Source organism: Arthrobacter sp. E3 (genome assembly GCF_017353415.1).
GTDB lineage: Bacteria > Actinomycetota > Actinomycetes > Actinomycetales > Micrococcaceae > Specibacter.
Map to the genome: position 1 here is coordinate 19,523 of NZ_JAFMPX010000021.1, position 12,716 is coordinate 32,238.

A 12,716-nucleotide genomic window follows, 5' to 3' on the forward strand; every position below is an offset into this window, starting at 1 on the left:
ACGACCCTCCTGCAGCTTTAGCGTCCATTTCCAGAACGCTCCTGCAATAGGGCTGACACAACATGGCCATCCGCTGCGGGTTTCGCGACGGATGGCCATGTTAACTGCGGTGCCGTTGGAGAAGGTTCAGCTGGCCAAGCGGATTCTGGCCACCAACGAGGACGAGGACGCCCCGATCTTCGACGTTGCCGACGTTGGTATCCTCGGGGACTCACCGTCCTGCCCCAGCTGCCGGAGGCCATCACAGCACGCAGCTGCCTGCCCGCGGGCACCGCCGCAGTGGTGGTGTTGACTGCCGCGGTGTTTGTGGTCCGGTGGACCCGCGAACTGGAAGCCATCCACGGCTTCCTGCTCCAGTACCCCGGCCACAGCGAACTGCCCGCGAACGCACCGTGGGGATTTCCGCATGGCTCGGCTGGCAGTACTTCCTCAACGCCTTCTTCCTCGTGATCATCATCCGTTTGGGCAGGCAGTTATGGGCTACGGCCCGGCCCAAGTTGTAGTGGACACGGAATAACACGGGGCTGCTGAAGTCAAGGCCAAACCGGCGAAAATCAGCTTGGGACTGTGGTTACACCTGAGCACGCACGTGCTGTGGCTGCTCATCGGCGCCGGGCTCGAATACGCGTCGCTGAGCTGGTCGGTGGGCGACGGCTGGGAGAACTGCAACGCCCTGCAAGTCCCTTTCGCAAGGACAAGGCGGCCCTCGCGAAGGCCTTCCCCATTGAAGCGGCCCGAAAGGTCCCCATTCCGCTGGGCGATCGCGTGCAGCGCCCGCAACCAAAAAGTAAAGCGGCCCCGGTAACGGGGCCGCTTCGCCGTATGTGCGCGGAAGGTAAGAGATTCGAACTCTTGGTACGGGGTTACCGCACACTGGTTTTCAAGACCAGCTCCATCGGCCGCTCGGACAACCTTCCTGACCCTAGTAGTGTTTCATAAGCAGGGCGGTGCTACCAAAATGAGTGCACGCGCAGCTACGATTCACGGGTACTTGCAGGCTATGGAGAAGGTTATGAAGGCAATTATTACAACGGGCGCAGGCGGGCCTGAGGTGTTGGCGCTGGGTGAGACGCAGGCTCCAGTGGCAGGTCCAGGTGAGGTGCTCATTGATGTGGTTGCCGCGGGAATCAACCGCGCAGACGTGCAGCAGCGCCGTGGCTTCTACCCGCCGCCGCCGGGCACATCAGAGCTTTTGGGGCTGGAGGTGTCCGGTCGGATTGCGGCGTTTGGCCCCAATGTGACCCGTCCGTTCAGCCTGGGCGAGAAGGTTGTGGCGTTGCTCACAGGTGGCGGATATGCGGCTCAAGTGGCCGTTCCCGCCGGCCAAGTGCTGACACTTCCGGCAGGCATCGACGTGATTTCGGCCGCAGGCCTGCCGGAGGTTGCCGCCACGGTGTACTCCAATCTGTTCATGACGGCCCAGCTGCAGGCTGGCGAAACAGTGCTCGTCCATGGCGGGGCCGGCGGGATCGGCGCCATGGCCATCCAGCTTGCCAAGGCTGCCGGTGCACGCGTCATCACCACCGCAGGCAGCGACGAGAAAGTGGCCATGCTGACCAGCTACCTCGGCGCGGACCTGGCAGTCAACTACCGCACACACGACTTCGTTGCCGCAGTCAAGGACTTCACCGAGGGCCTCGGCGCCAACGTGATTCTCGACGTCGTTGGCGCCAAATACCTGGCGCGCAACGTTGAATCATTGGCCACCTACGGGCGCCTGATGGTCATCGGCCTGCAGGGAGGCGCGACGGCGGAAGTCAACTTGGGCAACCTGCTCACCAAGCGTGCGGCCATCATCGGAACCACCCTGCGGGCGCGTTCGGTGGAGGAAAAGACCGTCATCATGGAAGGCGTGCGCGAGCACGTTTGGCCGCTGGTGGCCAGCGGAGCCGTCAAGCCCATGGTGGACAGGACCTTCCCGCTCGACCAGGTTGTGGCGGCACACGAGTACCTTGAATCCGGACAGCACGTGGGCAAGGTCCTGCTGACGCTTTAGGGCTTCCGGGCTCGGCCACTCTAAGCCGAACCGAACACTCCGGACTCGTTAGAAACGCGTTTCGGCGCAAGAACACACCGTTGAGCAGTTTTGTGTCGTGACCTGGACTACGTCGAGAATGCGGGTCTTTCTCATGCTGGTATTGTCATCTGGCCGTAACTGTGGCTCAACGTAGGGATAAATATGACAATGCCGTCGAATAGGACTGCCGCACCCGGCGACGTCCTCGTTCAAGATCCGGAGCTGCCTCCTGTGGCACTCGATCTTGAAGCAGAAGCGGAAACGCACAAGTGGACGCCGCTAAAGATCGCCATTTGGGCGGCCATTGCACTGCTGGGCGGCGTCGCCTGGGTGATGCTGGCCGTGGTGCGCGGTGAGAGCGTGAACGCGATCTGGTTTGTTTTTGCCGCTGTGTGCACCTACCTGATCGGATACCGCTTCTATTCCAAGGTCATTGAGAAGTTTCTGCTCAAGCCCAATGACAAGCGGGCTACTCCGGCCGAATACAAGGCCGACGGCAAGGACTTCGTCCCCACGGACCGCAACGTCCTGTTTGGCCACCACTTTGCCGCCATCGCCGGTGCAGGTCCTTTGGTGGGCCCCATCCTCGCCGCCCAGATGGGTTACCTGCCGGGCACCATCTGGATCATTGTCGGCGTCGTTCTTGCCGGTGCCGTGCAGGACTACCTTGTCCTGTTTTTCTCCATGCGCCGCGGCGGACGCTCCCTGGGCCAGATGGCCCGTGAAGAACTTGGCGTCATTGGCGGCACCGCCGCACTGATCGCTACCTTGTTGATCATGATCATCATTGTCGCCATCCTGGCGCTTGTGGTGGTCAACGCCTTGGGTGAATCCCCGTGGGGCGTGTTCTCCGTGTCAATGACCATCCCGATCGCCTTGTTCATGGGCGTCTACCTACGCTACCTGCGCCCGGGCAAGGTCATGGAAGTGTCCTTGATCGGCGTCGTGCTACTCCTGGCGGCCATCATTGGAGGCGGCGTGGTCGCCCACACCGAATGGGGCGCGGCATTCTTCCATCTGGACCGCACCACGCTGGCCTGGGCCATCATTGTGTATGGTTTCATCGCCGCCATCCTGCCCGTGTGGCTGTTGCTCGCCCCGCGCGACTACCTCTCTACGTTCATGAAGATCGGCACCATTGTCATGCTGGCCGGTTCCATTGTGCTGGTCCGCCCCACCATCAACGTTCCGGCGTTCAGCGAATTCGCCTCCCGCTCCGACGGCCCGGTGTTCTCCGGTTCGCTGTTCCCCTTCCTGTTCGTCACCATCGCCTGTGGCGCACTCTCCGGCTTCCACGCCCTGATTGCCTCCGGCACCACGCCCAAGCTGATCGAAAAGGAACGCCAGGCCCGTTACATCGGGTACGGCGGCATGCTCATGGAGTCGTTTGTGGCGATCATGGCTCTGGTGGCCGCGTTGTCCATCGACCGCGGGATCTACTTCGCCATGAACTCCTCGGGGGCGGCCACCGGCGGCACTATTGAGGGTGGCGCGGCGTTCGTGAATTCGCTGGGGCTGACCGGAGTCCATGTTGACCCGGCAACGCTGGCACAAACAGCGTCCGACGTCGGCGAGCAGTCCATCGTCTCCCGCACCGGTGGCGCACCAACCCTTGCCGTGGGCCTGGCCCACATCATGCAGCAGGTTGCCGGCGGACAAGCCATGATGAGCTTCTGGTACCACTTCGCCATCATGTTCGAGGCACTGTTCATCCTCACCGCCGTCGACGCCGGCACCCGCGTGGCCCGCTTCATGTTGCAGGATTCGATTGGCAACTTCGTGCCGAAGTTCAAGGACACGTCATGGCGCCTGGGCTCCTGGGTCACCACGGCCATCATGGTGGCCGGCTGGGGCGCCATCTTGATCATGGGCGTCACCGACCCGTTGGGCGGCATCAATACGCTGTTCCCGCTGTTCGGCATAGCCAATCAGCTGCTAGCGGCCATTGCGCTCGCCGTCTGCCTGACCATCGTCTCCAAAAACACCCACATCAAATACCTTTGGATCGTAGCCCTGCCGCTGGTGTTCGTCACCATCGTCACCGTGGTGGCCTCATTCCAGAAGATCTTCTCCACCGTGCCCGCCGTCGGCTACTGGGCGCAGCACAACGCGTTCAAGCAGGCGTTGGCTGATGGCAAGACAAGCTTCGGCACGGCCAAGACCGCCGAAGCCATGGAAGCGGTGGTGCGTAACACCACGGTTCAGGGCACGCTCTCCATCATCTTCGTGGTCCTTTCGATCGTCGTCATTGCCACGGCCGTGCTCGTCTCGTTCCGATCCATCCGCGCAGGCGGAGGACCCAGCATGGAGGACCCGGCCGTGGCGTCGCGGATCTTTGCCCCCGCAGGCCCTCTTCCCAGCGCGACTGAAAAGCAGTTGTTGAAAGAATGGGCCGACTCCGGCAAGCAAGCAGCAAGCTCCGGCCACTAGGGATGAATGTGTTGCACAGCGCCGGACGCACCCTGGGAGCCGTCAATAGATACCTCAAGGGTGTTCTGGGTGAAGACAGCTACGAGAAGTACCTCCAACACCATGTGGGCACCGGCTGCGCAGTGGCACCCATGACGGTGAAGGAGTTCTGGCGCGACAAAACCGACCGGCAGGACAAAAATCCGGAAGGGCGCTGCTGCTAGGCAGCCACTCTGAGCCGAACCGAACACTCGGGGGCTGTTGTGGTGATCGGACGCTGCTATAGCGGCCTCCGATCACCACAACAGCCCCCGGAGTCGTTGGAGTCCATCCAGGAGCCCTGTGAGAGACTGGCAGTATGAGTGAAAACGCGCAGAATTCGGATCTGGAAGCAGTAGCCGTGGGCGAAGTGGTGGACAGCTCAGCCAGCGACGGGCAGGAAGCTGCGGCGGCCAAAGATGAGCCGAAAACGGACGCCGTAAAACAGCCGCAGAGTCTCTCGGACATGGTGGACCAGCCCGCAAAGGTGATGCGGATTGGCACCATGGTCAAGCAACTGCTGGACGAGGTCAAGAGTGCTCCCCTGGATGATGCAGCGCGGACAAGGCTGGCGGAGATCCACCAGGCCTCCATCACGGAGCTCGAAGCAGGCCTGGCCCCCGAGCTGGTTGATGAATTGAACCGTTTGAGCCTGCCCTTCGCGGACAACAGCTCGCCGTCCGACGCGGAATTGCGCATTGCCCAGGCACAGCTGGTCGGGTGGTTGGAGGGATTGTTCCACGGAATTCAAACCGCGTTGGCTGCCCAGGCCATGGCCAGCCAGCAAACTGCCGCACGCCTGGCCATGCGTCAGCTTCCCCCCGGCACCATGATCGCCCCCGGAGTGATTGTTGGCGAAAACGGTGAGCCACAGCGGGCACCGGCAGGCCACGGCCACACCCCCGGCAGCCCAACACTGGGCGGTCCGGATTCCGGCGGCCCCGGCCAGTACCTCTGACGCACATGCTCAAGGGACTATTTGGTGCCTCGCGTCAGACCAAACTCGACGACGCCGAACTGGGCAAGGGTGTGTGGCGCCGCGCCCACGACAGGTTCCGGCGTGGCCTTGACCGCTTCCACCAAATGCTTGAAGGTTTGGAAGCTGCCGGGCCAGCACCCCACCAATCCGAGGCACAGGCGGCCGAAACGTACCAGGCGATGGTGGTTGTGGCGAACAATCTTGCAGACCTGCTGCCCGTGGTCCGCGACATCGCCACAGCGGGCCAAACTGCAGGCCCCAGCGAAGGCATGGAAATCCCCCCGGGCACAGGGGGATACCTCAATGACGTGCACCGCGAACTCTCACGAGCAGGCAACGCCCTGGCTGCAACAGCGGAAGCCATCGCGCTGGTGAGGCTTGGCGCGGGGGAGAGCGTCGGCGTCGAACGCAAGGCCGCCATTGTGGTTCAGCACGTGAATCGGGCCGGCGAATTGTTGCATAAAACGTCGTCAGGCAACGAATAATCCCACCCACGGAATAAAACGCTGAGAGAACTGCGTCACATTACACAGTTTGTGAGGGTAGGCTGTCCTTTCATGCATTACGATCGATTTACGTTCGCTAATTATTCCTATTGCCGAAAGGCTCCCAGATGACCTCGATGACCTCATTGACCTCCTTGACCAGGAAGCAGTTCAACAAGAGCGCCTTGGCCGCCTTGGCTGGCGCCTCCGTTTTGGCCCTTGCCGCTTGTGGCGGCTCCACCTCCCCGGCGCAAAGCAGTGGAGCTGCCGGCGGTGCGGATGACGCCATCACCGTCTACAACGCCCAGCACGACTCCCTGACGCAGGCCTGGGTGGATGAATTCACCAAGGAAACCGGCATCAAGGTCACGATTCGTCCGGGAAGCGACCTGGAACTGAGCAACCAGCTCGTCGCAGAAGGCGCCAAGTCCCCGGCCGATGTGTTCCTGACGGAGAACTCCCCGGGCATGACGCAGGTTGAGAACGCCGGCCTCTTCGCTGACACGAGCGCCAAGATCCAGGAGCAGGTCCCGGCCCAGTACCGCCCCTCCACGAACAAGTGGACAGGCATTGCCGCCCGCAGCACCGTCTTCGCCTATGACAAGACCAAGCTGAACGCGGACCAGCTGCCGAAGTCCATCATGGACCTGTCCGATCCCGCGTGGAAGGGCCGCTGGGCCGCCTCCCCGTCCGGCGCCGACTTCCAGGCGATTGTTTCGGCCATGCTGGAGCTCGAAGGTGAAGATGCCACGTCGAAGTGGCTCACGGCCATGAAGGAAAACTCCAAGGCCTACAAGGGCAACAGCACCGCGATGAAGGCCGTCAACGCCGGCGAAGTTGAAGGCGCCATCATCTACCACTACTACTGGTTCGGAGATCAGGCCAAGACGGGCGAAAACTCCAACAACGTATCCCTGCACTACTTCAAGAATGAAGATCCGGGCGCGTTTGTCTCCATCTCAGGCGGTGGTGTTCTGGCCTCCAGCAAGCACCAGGAAAACGCGCAGAAGTTCCTCGAGTTCGTCACGGGCAAGGCTGGCCAGACCATCCTGCAGACAGGTGGCAGCTTCGAGTACCCGGTCGCCTCGGGAGTTGCGGCCAATGACAAGCTGGTTCCGCTCGCTGACCTGCAAGCCCCCAAAATTGACCCGGCGAAGCTGAACTCCGCCAAGGTCATCGATCTCATGACCCAGGCTGGACTACTGTAGTTTTAATGACTTCACAACAAAGTACGACGGCGGTCCGCAAGTCGGGTGCCAAGAACTTACGTAACGCTGCTGGGGGCCGGGGCTCACGCTTCGGCCCTTGGCCCGTCGTTGTACTTTGTCTTTTAATCGCCGCATTCTCCCTGCTGCCGCTCGGGTTTGTGGTGGTCGCCACCGCCAACGCCGGATGGGACACCATTGCTACTTTGGTGTTCCGCCCGCGCGTTGGCGAATTGCTGTTCAACACGCTTTCACTGGTGCTGATCACGGTGCCGTTGTGCGTGCTCATCGGGGTTGGCGGGGCCTGGCTGGTGGAACGGACTTCCCTGGCTGGGAACAAGGCGTGGGCGGTGCTGCTGGCGGCCCCGCTGGCCATCCCGGCCTTCGTGAACAGCTACGCCTGGGTCAGTGCCATCCCATCCCTCGGCGGGATCTTTGGCGGTGTGCTGATCTCGGTGCTTTCCTACTTCCCGCTCGTGTATATCCCTGTGGCGGCCGTGCTGAGCAGGCTGGATCCGGCGCTTGAACAGTCCGCGGCAGCTCTCGGTCTGGGGCCATGGAGGGTTTTCTTCAGGGTGGTGCTGCCACAATTGCGGCTGGCGACAGCCGGTGGTGCGCTGCTTGTGTCGCTTCACCTGCTGGCCGAATACGGCGCCTTTGCCATGATTGCGTTCGACACGTTCACCACGGCCATCTACGACCAATTCCGTTCCACCTTCAACGGCGCCGCAGCGAATATGCTCGCCAGCGTCCTGGTGTTGTTTTGCTTGCTGCTGCTGCTGGCCGAGTCCAAGACGCGCGGCAGTGCCCGTTATGCCCGCGTGGGTGCCGGGGTGCAGTCGGGCCCCACCCGATTGAGGCTGGGGGCGTACCAACTGCCCGGCCAGCTTGCCTTGATTGCGGTGGCGGTGCTGGCACTGGGTGTGCCGCTGTGGCATGTGGGCCGCTGGCTCATTGCCGGCGGCGCAGAAGTCTGGATGCGAAACGACCTGCTCACCTCTTTGCTGCGAACACTTGACTACGGCCTGATTGGGGCCGCGGTGACAACTGTGCTGGCGTTCCCCCTGGCATACTTGGTGATCCGCCACCCGGGGCCCGTCAGTACGTTCCTTGAAGCCGTCAACTACATTTCAAGCTCCATGCCGGGCATCGTGGTGGCGTTGGCGCTTGTCACCATCACGGTCCACAACGTGCCTGCCATCTACCAAAGCTCGTTGGTGCTGGTGGCCGCTTATGCCCTGCTGTTCATGCCACGGGCCTTGGTGAACTTGAGGGCGGGCCTTGCCCAAGTGCCGCGTGAATTGGACGAGGCCGCCCGTGCGCTGGGCAAACCTCCGTTGGTGGCGTTCCTGCGCGTGACTTTGCGTCTGGCAGCACCTGCAGCGGCCGGAGGGGCGGCATTGGTGTTCCTGGGTATTGTGAATGAGCTGACGGCGACGCTGCTGCTAGCCCCCAACGGCACACGCACGCTGGCCACCCAATTTTGGCTGTTGAGCAGCGAAATTGACTACATGGGGGCAGCGCCCTACGCATTGTTGATGATTTTGCTCTCAGCGCCCATGACCTACCTTCTGTTTGTGCAATCCAAGAAAGCCGCTGGACAATGACTACCCAACCCCATGACATCCGCCAGGGTTCCCGCCATAGCGCAGTCCTACGCCCGGCGGGGCCAAGCAGCAGGACGTTCGTACATGACTCCAGCGATGCGCCCGACCACCTTGAGATCACAGACGTTCGCAAGCGGTATGGCGGCACGGAAGTCCTCAAGGGCGTGGACCTGAGCGTTGCGCAGGGACGCACCACTGCCATTGTGGGTCCCTCGGGCTCAGGCAAAACTACGCTGCTGCGCCTCATCGCAGGCTTTTCAGCGCCGGACGCGGGGCGGATAGCCCTGGGCGGTGCCGAGGTTGCAGGCCCGGAGAAGTGGGTTCCTGCGCACAAGCGAAGCGTTGGCTACGTGGCCCAGGACGGGGCCTTGTTCCCGCACTTGAGTGTTGGTGCGAACATTGCCTTTGGGCTGCCGCTGCGTGGAAAGGCCGCTGCACGGCGGGTGGGTGAGCTGTTGGAGATGGTCTCCATGGACGCCTCCTACGCCAAACGCCGGCCCCACCAGCTTTCCGGTGGTCAGCAGCAGCGGGTGGCCCTGGCCCGTGCGCTGGCACGCCAACCCGAGCTGATGCTGCTGGATGAGCCGTTCAGCGCGCTGGACGCCGGGCTGCGCGTCGCCACCCGCCGGGCAGTCTCGAAAACCCTTGAACAAGCCGGGGTCACAACCATCCTTGTTACCCACGACCAGGCGGAGGCTCTGAGCTTCGCCGACCAGGTCGCCGTCATGCGAGACGGAAAACTGGCCCAGATCGGCAGCCCCTTCGTTGTCTACACGCGCCCCGCGGACAGGGCCACCGCGGAATTCCTGGGCGACGCCGTCATCCTCGAGGCCTGGCTGGAAGGCTCACTGGCATTGTGCTCGCTGGGTGGCATTCCCGTGCGCATGCCCAAGGTCCAAGGCAAGGTGAACTTGATGCTGCGTCCTGAACAGATCCGGATTTCCAGCGGCAGCTCCATCCGTGGACGCGTTGTGGACACCGACTACTTCGGCCCTGAAACCACCGTGCGGATCCAGCTTGAACCCATCCTTGTCGACGCGGAGCACCCTCGCGATCCGCACCAGCCGGTCGGTGGTGAGGTCATCAACATCCGGCACTGGAACGCCATGCTGGCCCGCCCCGGCACCGAACTTTTCCTGAAAGTGGTGGGCGAGGGCGTCGTTTTCCCCTGGCAGGGCTAAGCCGCGGCTGGCCGACGGCGGGCATTGACTTCGGCCTGGAAGGTGAGCAGCAGGAGCATGGCCACGGCTATCCCGAGCACGACGGCGGCTGGCAGCCTTGCGCCTAGCGGGACAAGTACCAGCGCGGCCACCACGGCGGGGATGCCCCAGGGCAGGATTGCCCGCAACGGCAGGCCGAAGCGCAGGGAGACGAGCGCGTTCGTGCCGTAAAACAGGGCAAGCCCGCAGCCCAGTGCAATGGCTGCGCCCAGTGGCAGCCGCGCGAACGGAGCAGGAATCGCCGTGGCGATGGCGGAGGCGATCGAGGTAACCCCGAGAACCAGAGCGAATGGCATGAACAGCGTGGTTTGCAGGATGCCGGTGAAGTCCTCACGGTTGCGCAGTTGCTCAAGGCCCATGGCAAGTGTGCCGGTGCCGTATTGAAAGAAAGCCCAGCCAAGCAATGCCACGATCACAAACCCCAGTGCCGCAGCCAAGGCGGGGCCGGGGTGCCAGTCCTGGGCAAGCTCCGAGACGATCGTGAAGATGGATTCGCCCAGCACGATGATGACAAACAGGCCCAAGCGCTCCGCAGCATGCTCCAGATTGATCCCGCCCAGATTTTGCTGCGCACCGATCAACCGGCTGGCCGCAATCATGCCCACCTCCACGGCAATGGCGACGGCCCACAAAATGACGGCCACGGACAGTGGCAGGAACGTGGCCAGAAGCCACAGCACGGCCGTACCACCGTTGTAGATCCAGATGCGCCACGGCTGTTCCGACGAGTAGTGGCGGTGCTCGTGAAGCCACAGGACAAGCAGCAGGATGCGCATGGCCGTGTTGGCCAGGGAGAACGCCCACGCCCGTTCGCCAAAGGCCTCAGGGGCGGCTGCTGCCATGAGTCCGGCTGCGGCCATCGCTGCGACCATGGCCAGCCCCAATACCCGTGACGTCAGCGCCGGTAGCAGGTTGATAACGGAGACTATGTTGACCCATGCCCACCAGGCAGGGAAGAAGAGCAGGATGTAGGTGCCGAATTCGGGCCAGCCTGGATTGCCGTGGATGCCGTGCGCCAACTGTCCGATGAATGCCACAAACACGAGATCGAAGAAAAGCTCCATCCAGTGCACCCTGCCCGGTTCACGGGCCGGGGTGCGATGCTGGGCAGCTTTTTGCATGCGCCCATCGTATGCCTCGACGGCCCACAAAGGGTGGGTGGGTCGGGACCGGGTGTCACGGAAGCTGCAGGACGGTCTTTCCGCGGGCGCGCCTCGTCTGCACTCTTGCCAGTGCAGCCAGGGCGTCTTCGAATGGGTGGACGTGTTCCAGCTCGACGTGGATCTCGGCTGCCGCAACATCGTTCATGAGTTGCAGAACCTCGGCGTGCACTTCTACTTGATAGGGAATCCCCGCCACCTCAATGTCACGTTCAGGGGCGGCGGTGTCACCGGAAATCGGTACCAGCTGGCCACCGTTTTTTACTACACCCAACGTTTCCGCGGCGGTGCCCGGCTGGACGGCGAGAGCCCCGTCCACGCCGTCGGGCATCCACTGACGTACCTGCTCAACCCAATCGGGACAGTGGTAGTCGACCACGAATTCTGCCCCGAGCGAGCGCAGGTAGCCATGGTTCGCAGCCGACGCCGAGGCGCCAACCCGCCATTTGTGCTGGCGGGCAAGCTGGATGCCCAAAGTACCGATGGCGCCCGACCCGCCGGCGATGAAGAGCGAACCGCCCGACGGCATGCCGGTGAGGGCGTGCAAAGCGCGCAGTACGGTGTTGCCGGCGACGGGGATCGCTGCTGCGTGCACAAAGTCGACGTTATCCGGGATGGGGATGATCAGTGAGCTTCCCTTGACGGCCGCGTATTCGGCCCATGTGCCGCCCTTGGGCTGCATGGAGCTGACGAACGCAATACGCTCACCTGGTGGGAAGCCCGTGCTGGCACCTGCTGCTGACAAGACGAACGCTCTCATGTGTGCCCGGCTATTCCTTGGACTTTGTCTGAACCCACGTGGGGGTTTCGCGGGCCAGGCGGGCGTCGAGGGCAACTTTGAGCTTCGCGGCCTCGATTTGAACCTTGCCCTTGGCTTCACGGCTGGCTGCACTGTCGGCTTCTGGCGCGTCGGGCTCACCGTTCGCGGCGGCCTCGGGGCCTCGAATTCCTTCCGGGAAGGGTTCTCGTTCCTGGCCGAGGCTGGGTGCCTCTCCGCGAAGACCGCCAGTTGCGGACTGGACGAGGGACTGCTCCCACGCCGCATCCAAAACTTCCAGCTCGTGCTGTCCCAGCCACTTTTCGCGCGACAGGATGAGAATCGTCCTGATTCCGGCCTTTTGCTTGACGGTGTTGTCGCTGAACACCGCATCGAGCGCCCACTGGACTTCGCTCCACCAGCGGCCCTGCTTGCTGGACCTCGCCGATTTTACGATGGTGATCCAGGCGGGAATGATCGCGATGGCTGCGATCAAGAGCGTCAGGGCAGGGGCAGCATCTTGGATGCCACCAAGGAAGCCGGTGGACGGTGCAGCAACCAGTGCAGTTAAGTCGACCATGCTTCATGCTACGTCGGATGTGGCTGAAAGCGGTTGTAACAATCCGGCGCCGGGCACCAAAAAACCCTTCCACTAGATAAAAATGGAAGGGTTCTTGTTGGGGCCTCCAAACAGAATCGAACTGTTGACCTTCTCATTACGAGTGAGACGCTCTACCAACTGAGCTATGGAGGCCTGCGCTAGCCGAACTCCGATTGGAGTGAGCAGCTGAACACAAGAAACCACTCTAATATGCGCGGGGCTGATGTACAAAATCCA

At 62.5% G+C, this 12,716-nt stretch carries 12 protein-coding genes and 2 tRNA genes; 9 read left to right on the plus strand and 5 right to left on the minus strand.

The window, feature by feature from the left end; genetic code table 11:
* Positions 1-97 precede the first annotated feature (97 nt).
* A complete protein-coding gene (locus JMA46_RS10395; protein ID WP_207345265.1) occupies positions 98-292 on the plus strand; it encodes a hypothetical protein in 195 nt (64 codons plus the stop codon).
* 537 nt (positions 293-829) lie between these two features.
* Here the strand turns inward: JMA46_RS10395 and JMA46_RS10400 are convergent.
* Positions 830-917: transfer RNA gene (locus JMA46_RS10400), tRNA-Ser, on the minus strand.
* Between the two features lie 95 nt (positions 918-1,012).
* On the opposite strand from JMA46_RS10400, the gene JMA46_RS10405 reads away from it, so the two are divergent.
* From JMA46_RS10405 to JMA46_RS10440, 8 genes are all read left to right on the plus strand, one after another.
* Complete coding sequence (locus tag JMA46_RS10405) at positions 1,013-1,996, plus strand: NAD(P)H-quinone oxidoreductase (protein ID WP_207345266.1); 984 nt, start codon at positions 1,013-1,015, stop codon at positions 1,994-1,996.
* Positions 1,997-2,179: 183 nt separating this feature from the next.
* Positions 2,180-4,447, plus strand: a complete 2,268-nt coding sequence (locus JMA46_RS10410) for a carbon starvation CstA family protein (RefSeq protein ID WP_207345267.1) — start codon at positions 2,180-2,182, stop codon at positions 4,445-4,447.
* A gap of 2 nt (positions 4,448-4,449) precedes the next feature.
* Positions 4,450-4,650 carry a YbdD/YjiX family protein gene (locus tag JMA46_RS10415; protein ID WP_207345268.1) on the plus strand — a complete coding sequence of 67 codons (201 nt, stop codon included), beginning with the start codon at positions 4,450-4,452 and terminating at the stop codon, positions 4,648-4,650.
* Between the two features lie 134 nt (positions 4,651-4,784).
* The gene (locus JMA46_RS10420) at positions 4,785-5,423 is read left to right on the plus strand and encodes a bacterial proteasome activator family protein (protein WP_207345269.1); all 639 of its coding nucleotides are present in this window, start codon (positions 4,785-4,787) and stop codon (positions 5,421-5,423) included.
* A 5-nt stretch (positions 5,424-5,428) separates the two neighbouring features.
* Entirely contained in the window at positions 5,429-5,929 is a 501-nt protein-coding gene (locus tag JMA46_RS10425; RefSeq protein WP_207345270.1) for a hypothetical protein, read from the plus strand.
* A 137-nt stretch (positions 5,930-6,066) separates the two neighbouring features.
* Positions 6,067-7,137 carry an iron ABC transporter substrate-binding protein gene (locus JMA46_RS10430; protein ID WP_207345295.1) on the plus strand — a complete coding sequence of 357 codons (1,071 nt, stop codon included), beginning with the start codon at positions 6,067-6,069 and terminating at the stop codon, positions 7,135-7,137.
* A gap of 5 nt (positions 7,138-7,142) precedes the next feature.
* Positions 7,143-8,741, plus strand: coding sequence for an iron ABC transporter permease (locus JMA46_RS10435; RefSeq protein ID WP_207345271.1), 1,599 nt, complete (start codon positions 7,143-7,145; stop codon positions 8,739-8,741).
* Positions 8,738-9,922, plus strand: coding sequence for an ABC transporter ATP-binding protein (locus JMA46_RS10440; protein WP_207345272.1), 1,185 nt, complete (start codon positions 8,738-8,740; stop codon positions 9,920-9,922). Before JMA46_RS10435 ends, JMA46_RS10440 begins: the two co-directional genes overlap by 4 nt.
* On the opposite strand, the gene JMA46_RS10445 is transcribed toward JMA46_RS10440, so the two are convergent.
* The 4 genes from JMA46_RS10445 to JMA46_RS10460 all read right to left on the minus strand — a co-directional run bounded on the left by JMA46_RS10445 (position 9,919) and on the right by JMA46_RS10460 (position 12,632).
* The gene (locus tag JMA46_RS10445) at positions 9,919-11,082 is read right to left on the minus strand and encodes a low temperature requirement protein A (protein ID WP_207345273.1); all 1,164 of its coding nucleotides are present in this window, start codon (positions 11,080-11,082) and stop codon (positions 9,919-9,921) included. The two genes, JMA46_RS10440 and JMA46_RS10445, sit on opposite strands and share 4 nt — an antisense overlap.
* Before the next feature lie 55 nt (positions 11,083-11,137).
* Positions 11,138-11,881 (minus strand): zinc-binding dehydrogenase, encoded by a 744-nt coding sequence (locus JMA46_RS10450; protein ID WP_207345274.1) that lies wholly within the window; start codon positions 11,879-11,881, stop codon positions 11,138-11,140.
* Between the two features lie 10 nt (positions 11,882-11,891).
* Positions 11,892-12,458 (minus strand): hypothetical protein, encoded by a 567-nt coding sequence (locus tag JMA46_RS10455; protein ID WP_207345275.1) that lies wholly within the window; start codon positions 12,456-12,458, stop codon positions 11,892-11,894.
* A 98-nt stretch (positions 12,459-12,556) separates the two neighbouring features.
* Positions 12,557-12,632, minus strand: a tRNA-Thr gene (locus JMA46_RS10460).
* Positions 12,633-12,716 lie beyond the last annotated feature (84 nt).

Coding starts and splice junctions, on each gene's coding strand:
- JMA46_RS10445 (WP_207345273.1), bottom strand. CDS start 11,082: ATGCAAAAAGCTGCCCAGCATCGCACCCCGGCCCGTGAACCGGGCAGG.
- JMA46_RS10415 (WP_207345268.1), top strand. CDS start 4,450: ATGAATGTGTTGCACAGCGCCGGACGCACCCTGGGAGCCGTCAATAGA.
- JMA46_RS10425 (WP_207345270.1), top strand. CDS start 5,429: ATGCTCAAGGGACTATTTGGTGCCTCGCGTCAGACCAAACTCGACGAC.
- JMA46_RS10405 (WP_207345266.1), top strand. CDS start 1,013: ATGAAGGCAATTATTACAACGGGCGCAGGCGGGCCTGAGGTGTTGGCG.
- JMA46_RS10420 (WP_207345269.1), top strand. CDS start 4,785: ATGAGTGAAAACGCGCAGAATTCGGATCTGGAAGCAGTAGCCGTGGGC.
- JMA46_RS10440 (WP_207345272.1), top strand. CDS start 8,738: ATGACTACCCAACCCCATGACATCCGCCAGGGTTCCCGCCATAGCGCA.
- JMA46_RS10450 (WP_207345274.1), bottom strand. CDS start 11,881: ATGAGAGCGTTCGTCTTGTCAGCAGCAGGTGCCAGCACGGGCTTCCCA.
- JMA46_RS10410 (WP_207345267.1), top strand. CDS start 2,180: ATGACAATGCCGTCGAATAGGACTGCCGCACCCGGCGACGTCCTCGTT.
- JMA46_RS10455 (WP_207345275.1), bottom strand. CDS start 12,458: ATGGTCGACTTAACTGCACTGGTTGCTGCACCGTCCACCGGCTTCCTT.
- JMA46_RS10395 (WP_207345265.1), top strand. CDS start 98: ATGTTAACTGCGGTGCCGTTGGAGAAGGTTCAGCTGGCCAAGCGGATT.
- JMA46_RS10430 (WP_207345295.1), top strand. CDS start 6,067: ATGACCTCATTGACCTCCTTGACCAGGAAGCAGTTCAACAAGAGCGCC.
- JMA46_RS10435 (WP_207345271.1), top strand. CDS start 7,143: ATGACTTCACAACAAAGTACGACGGCGGTCCGCAAGTCGGGTGCCAAG.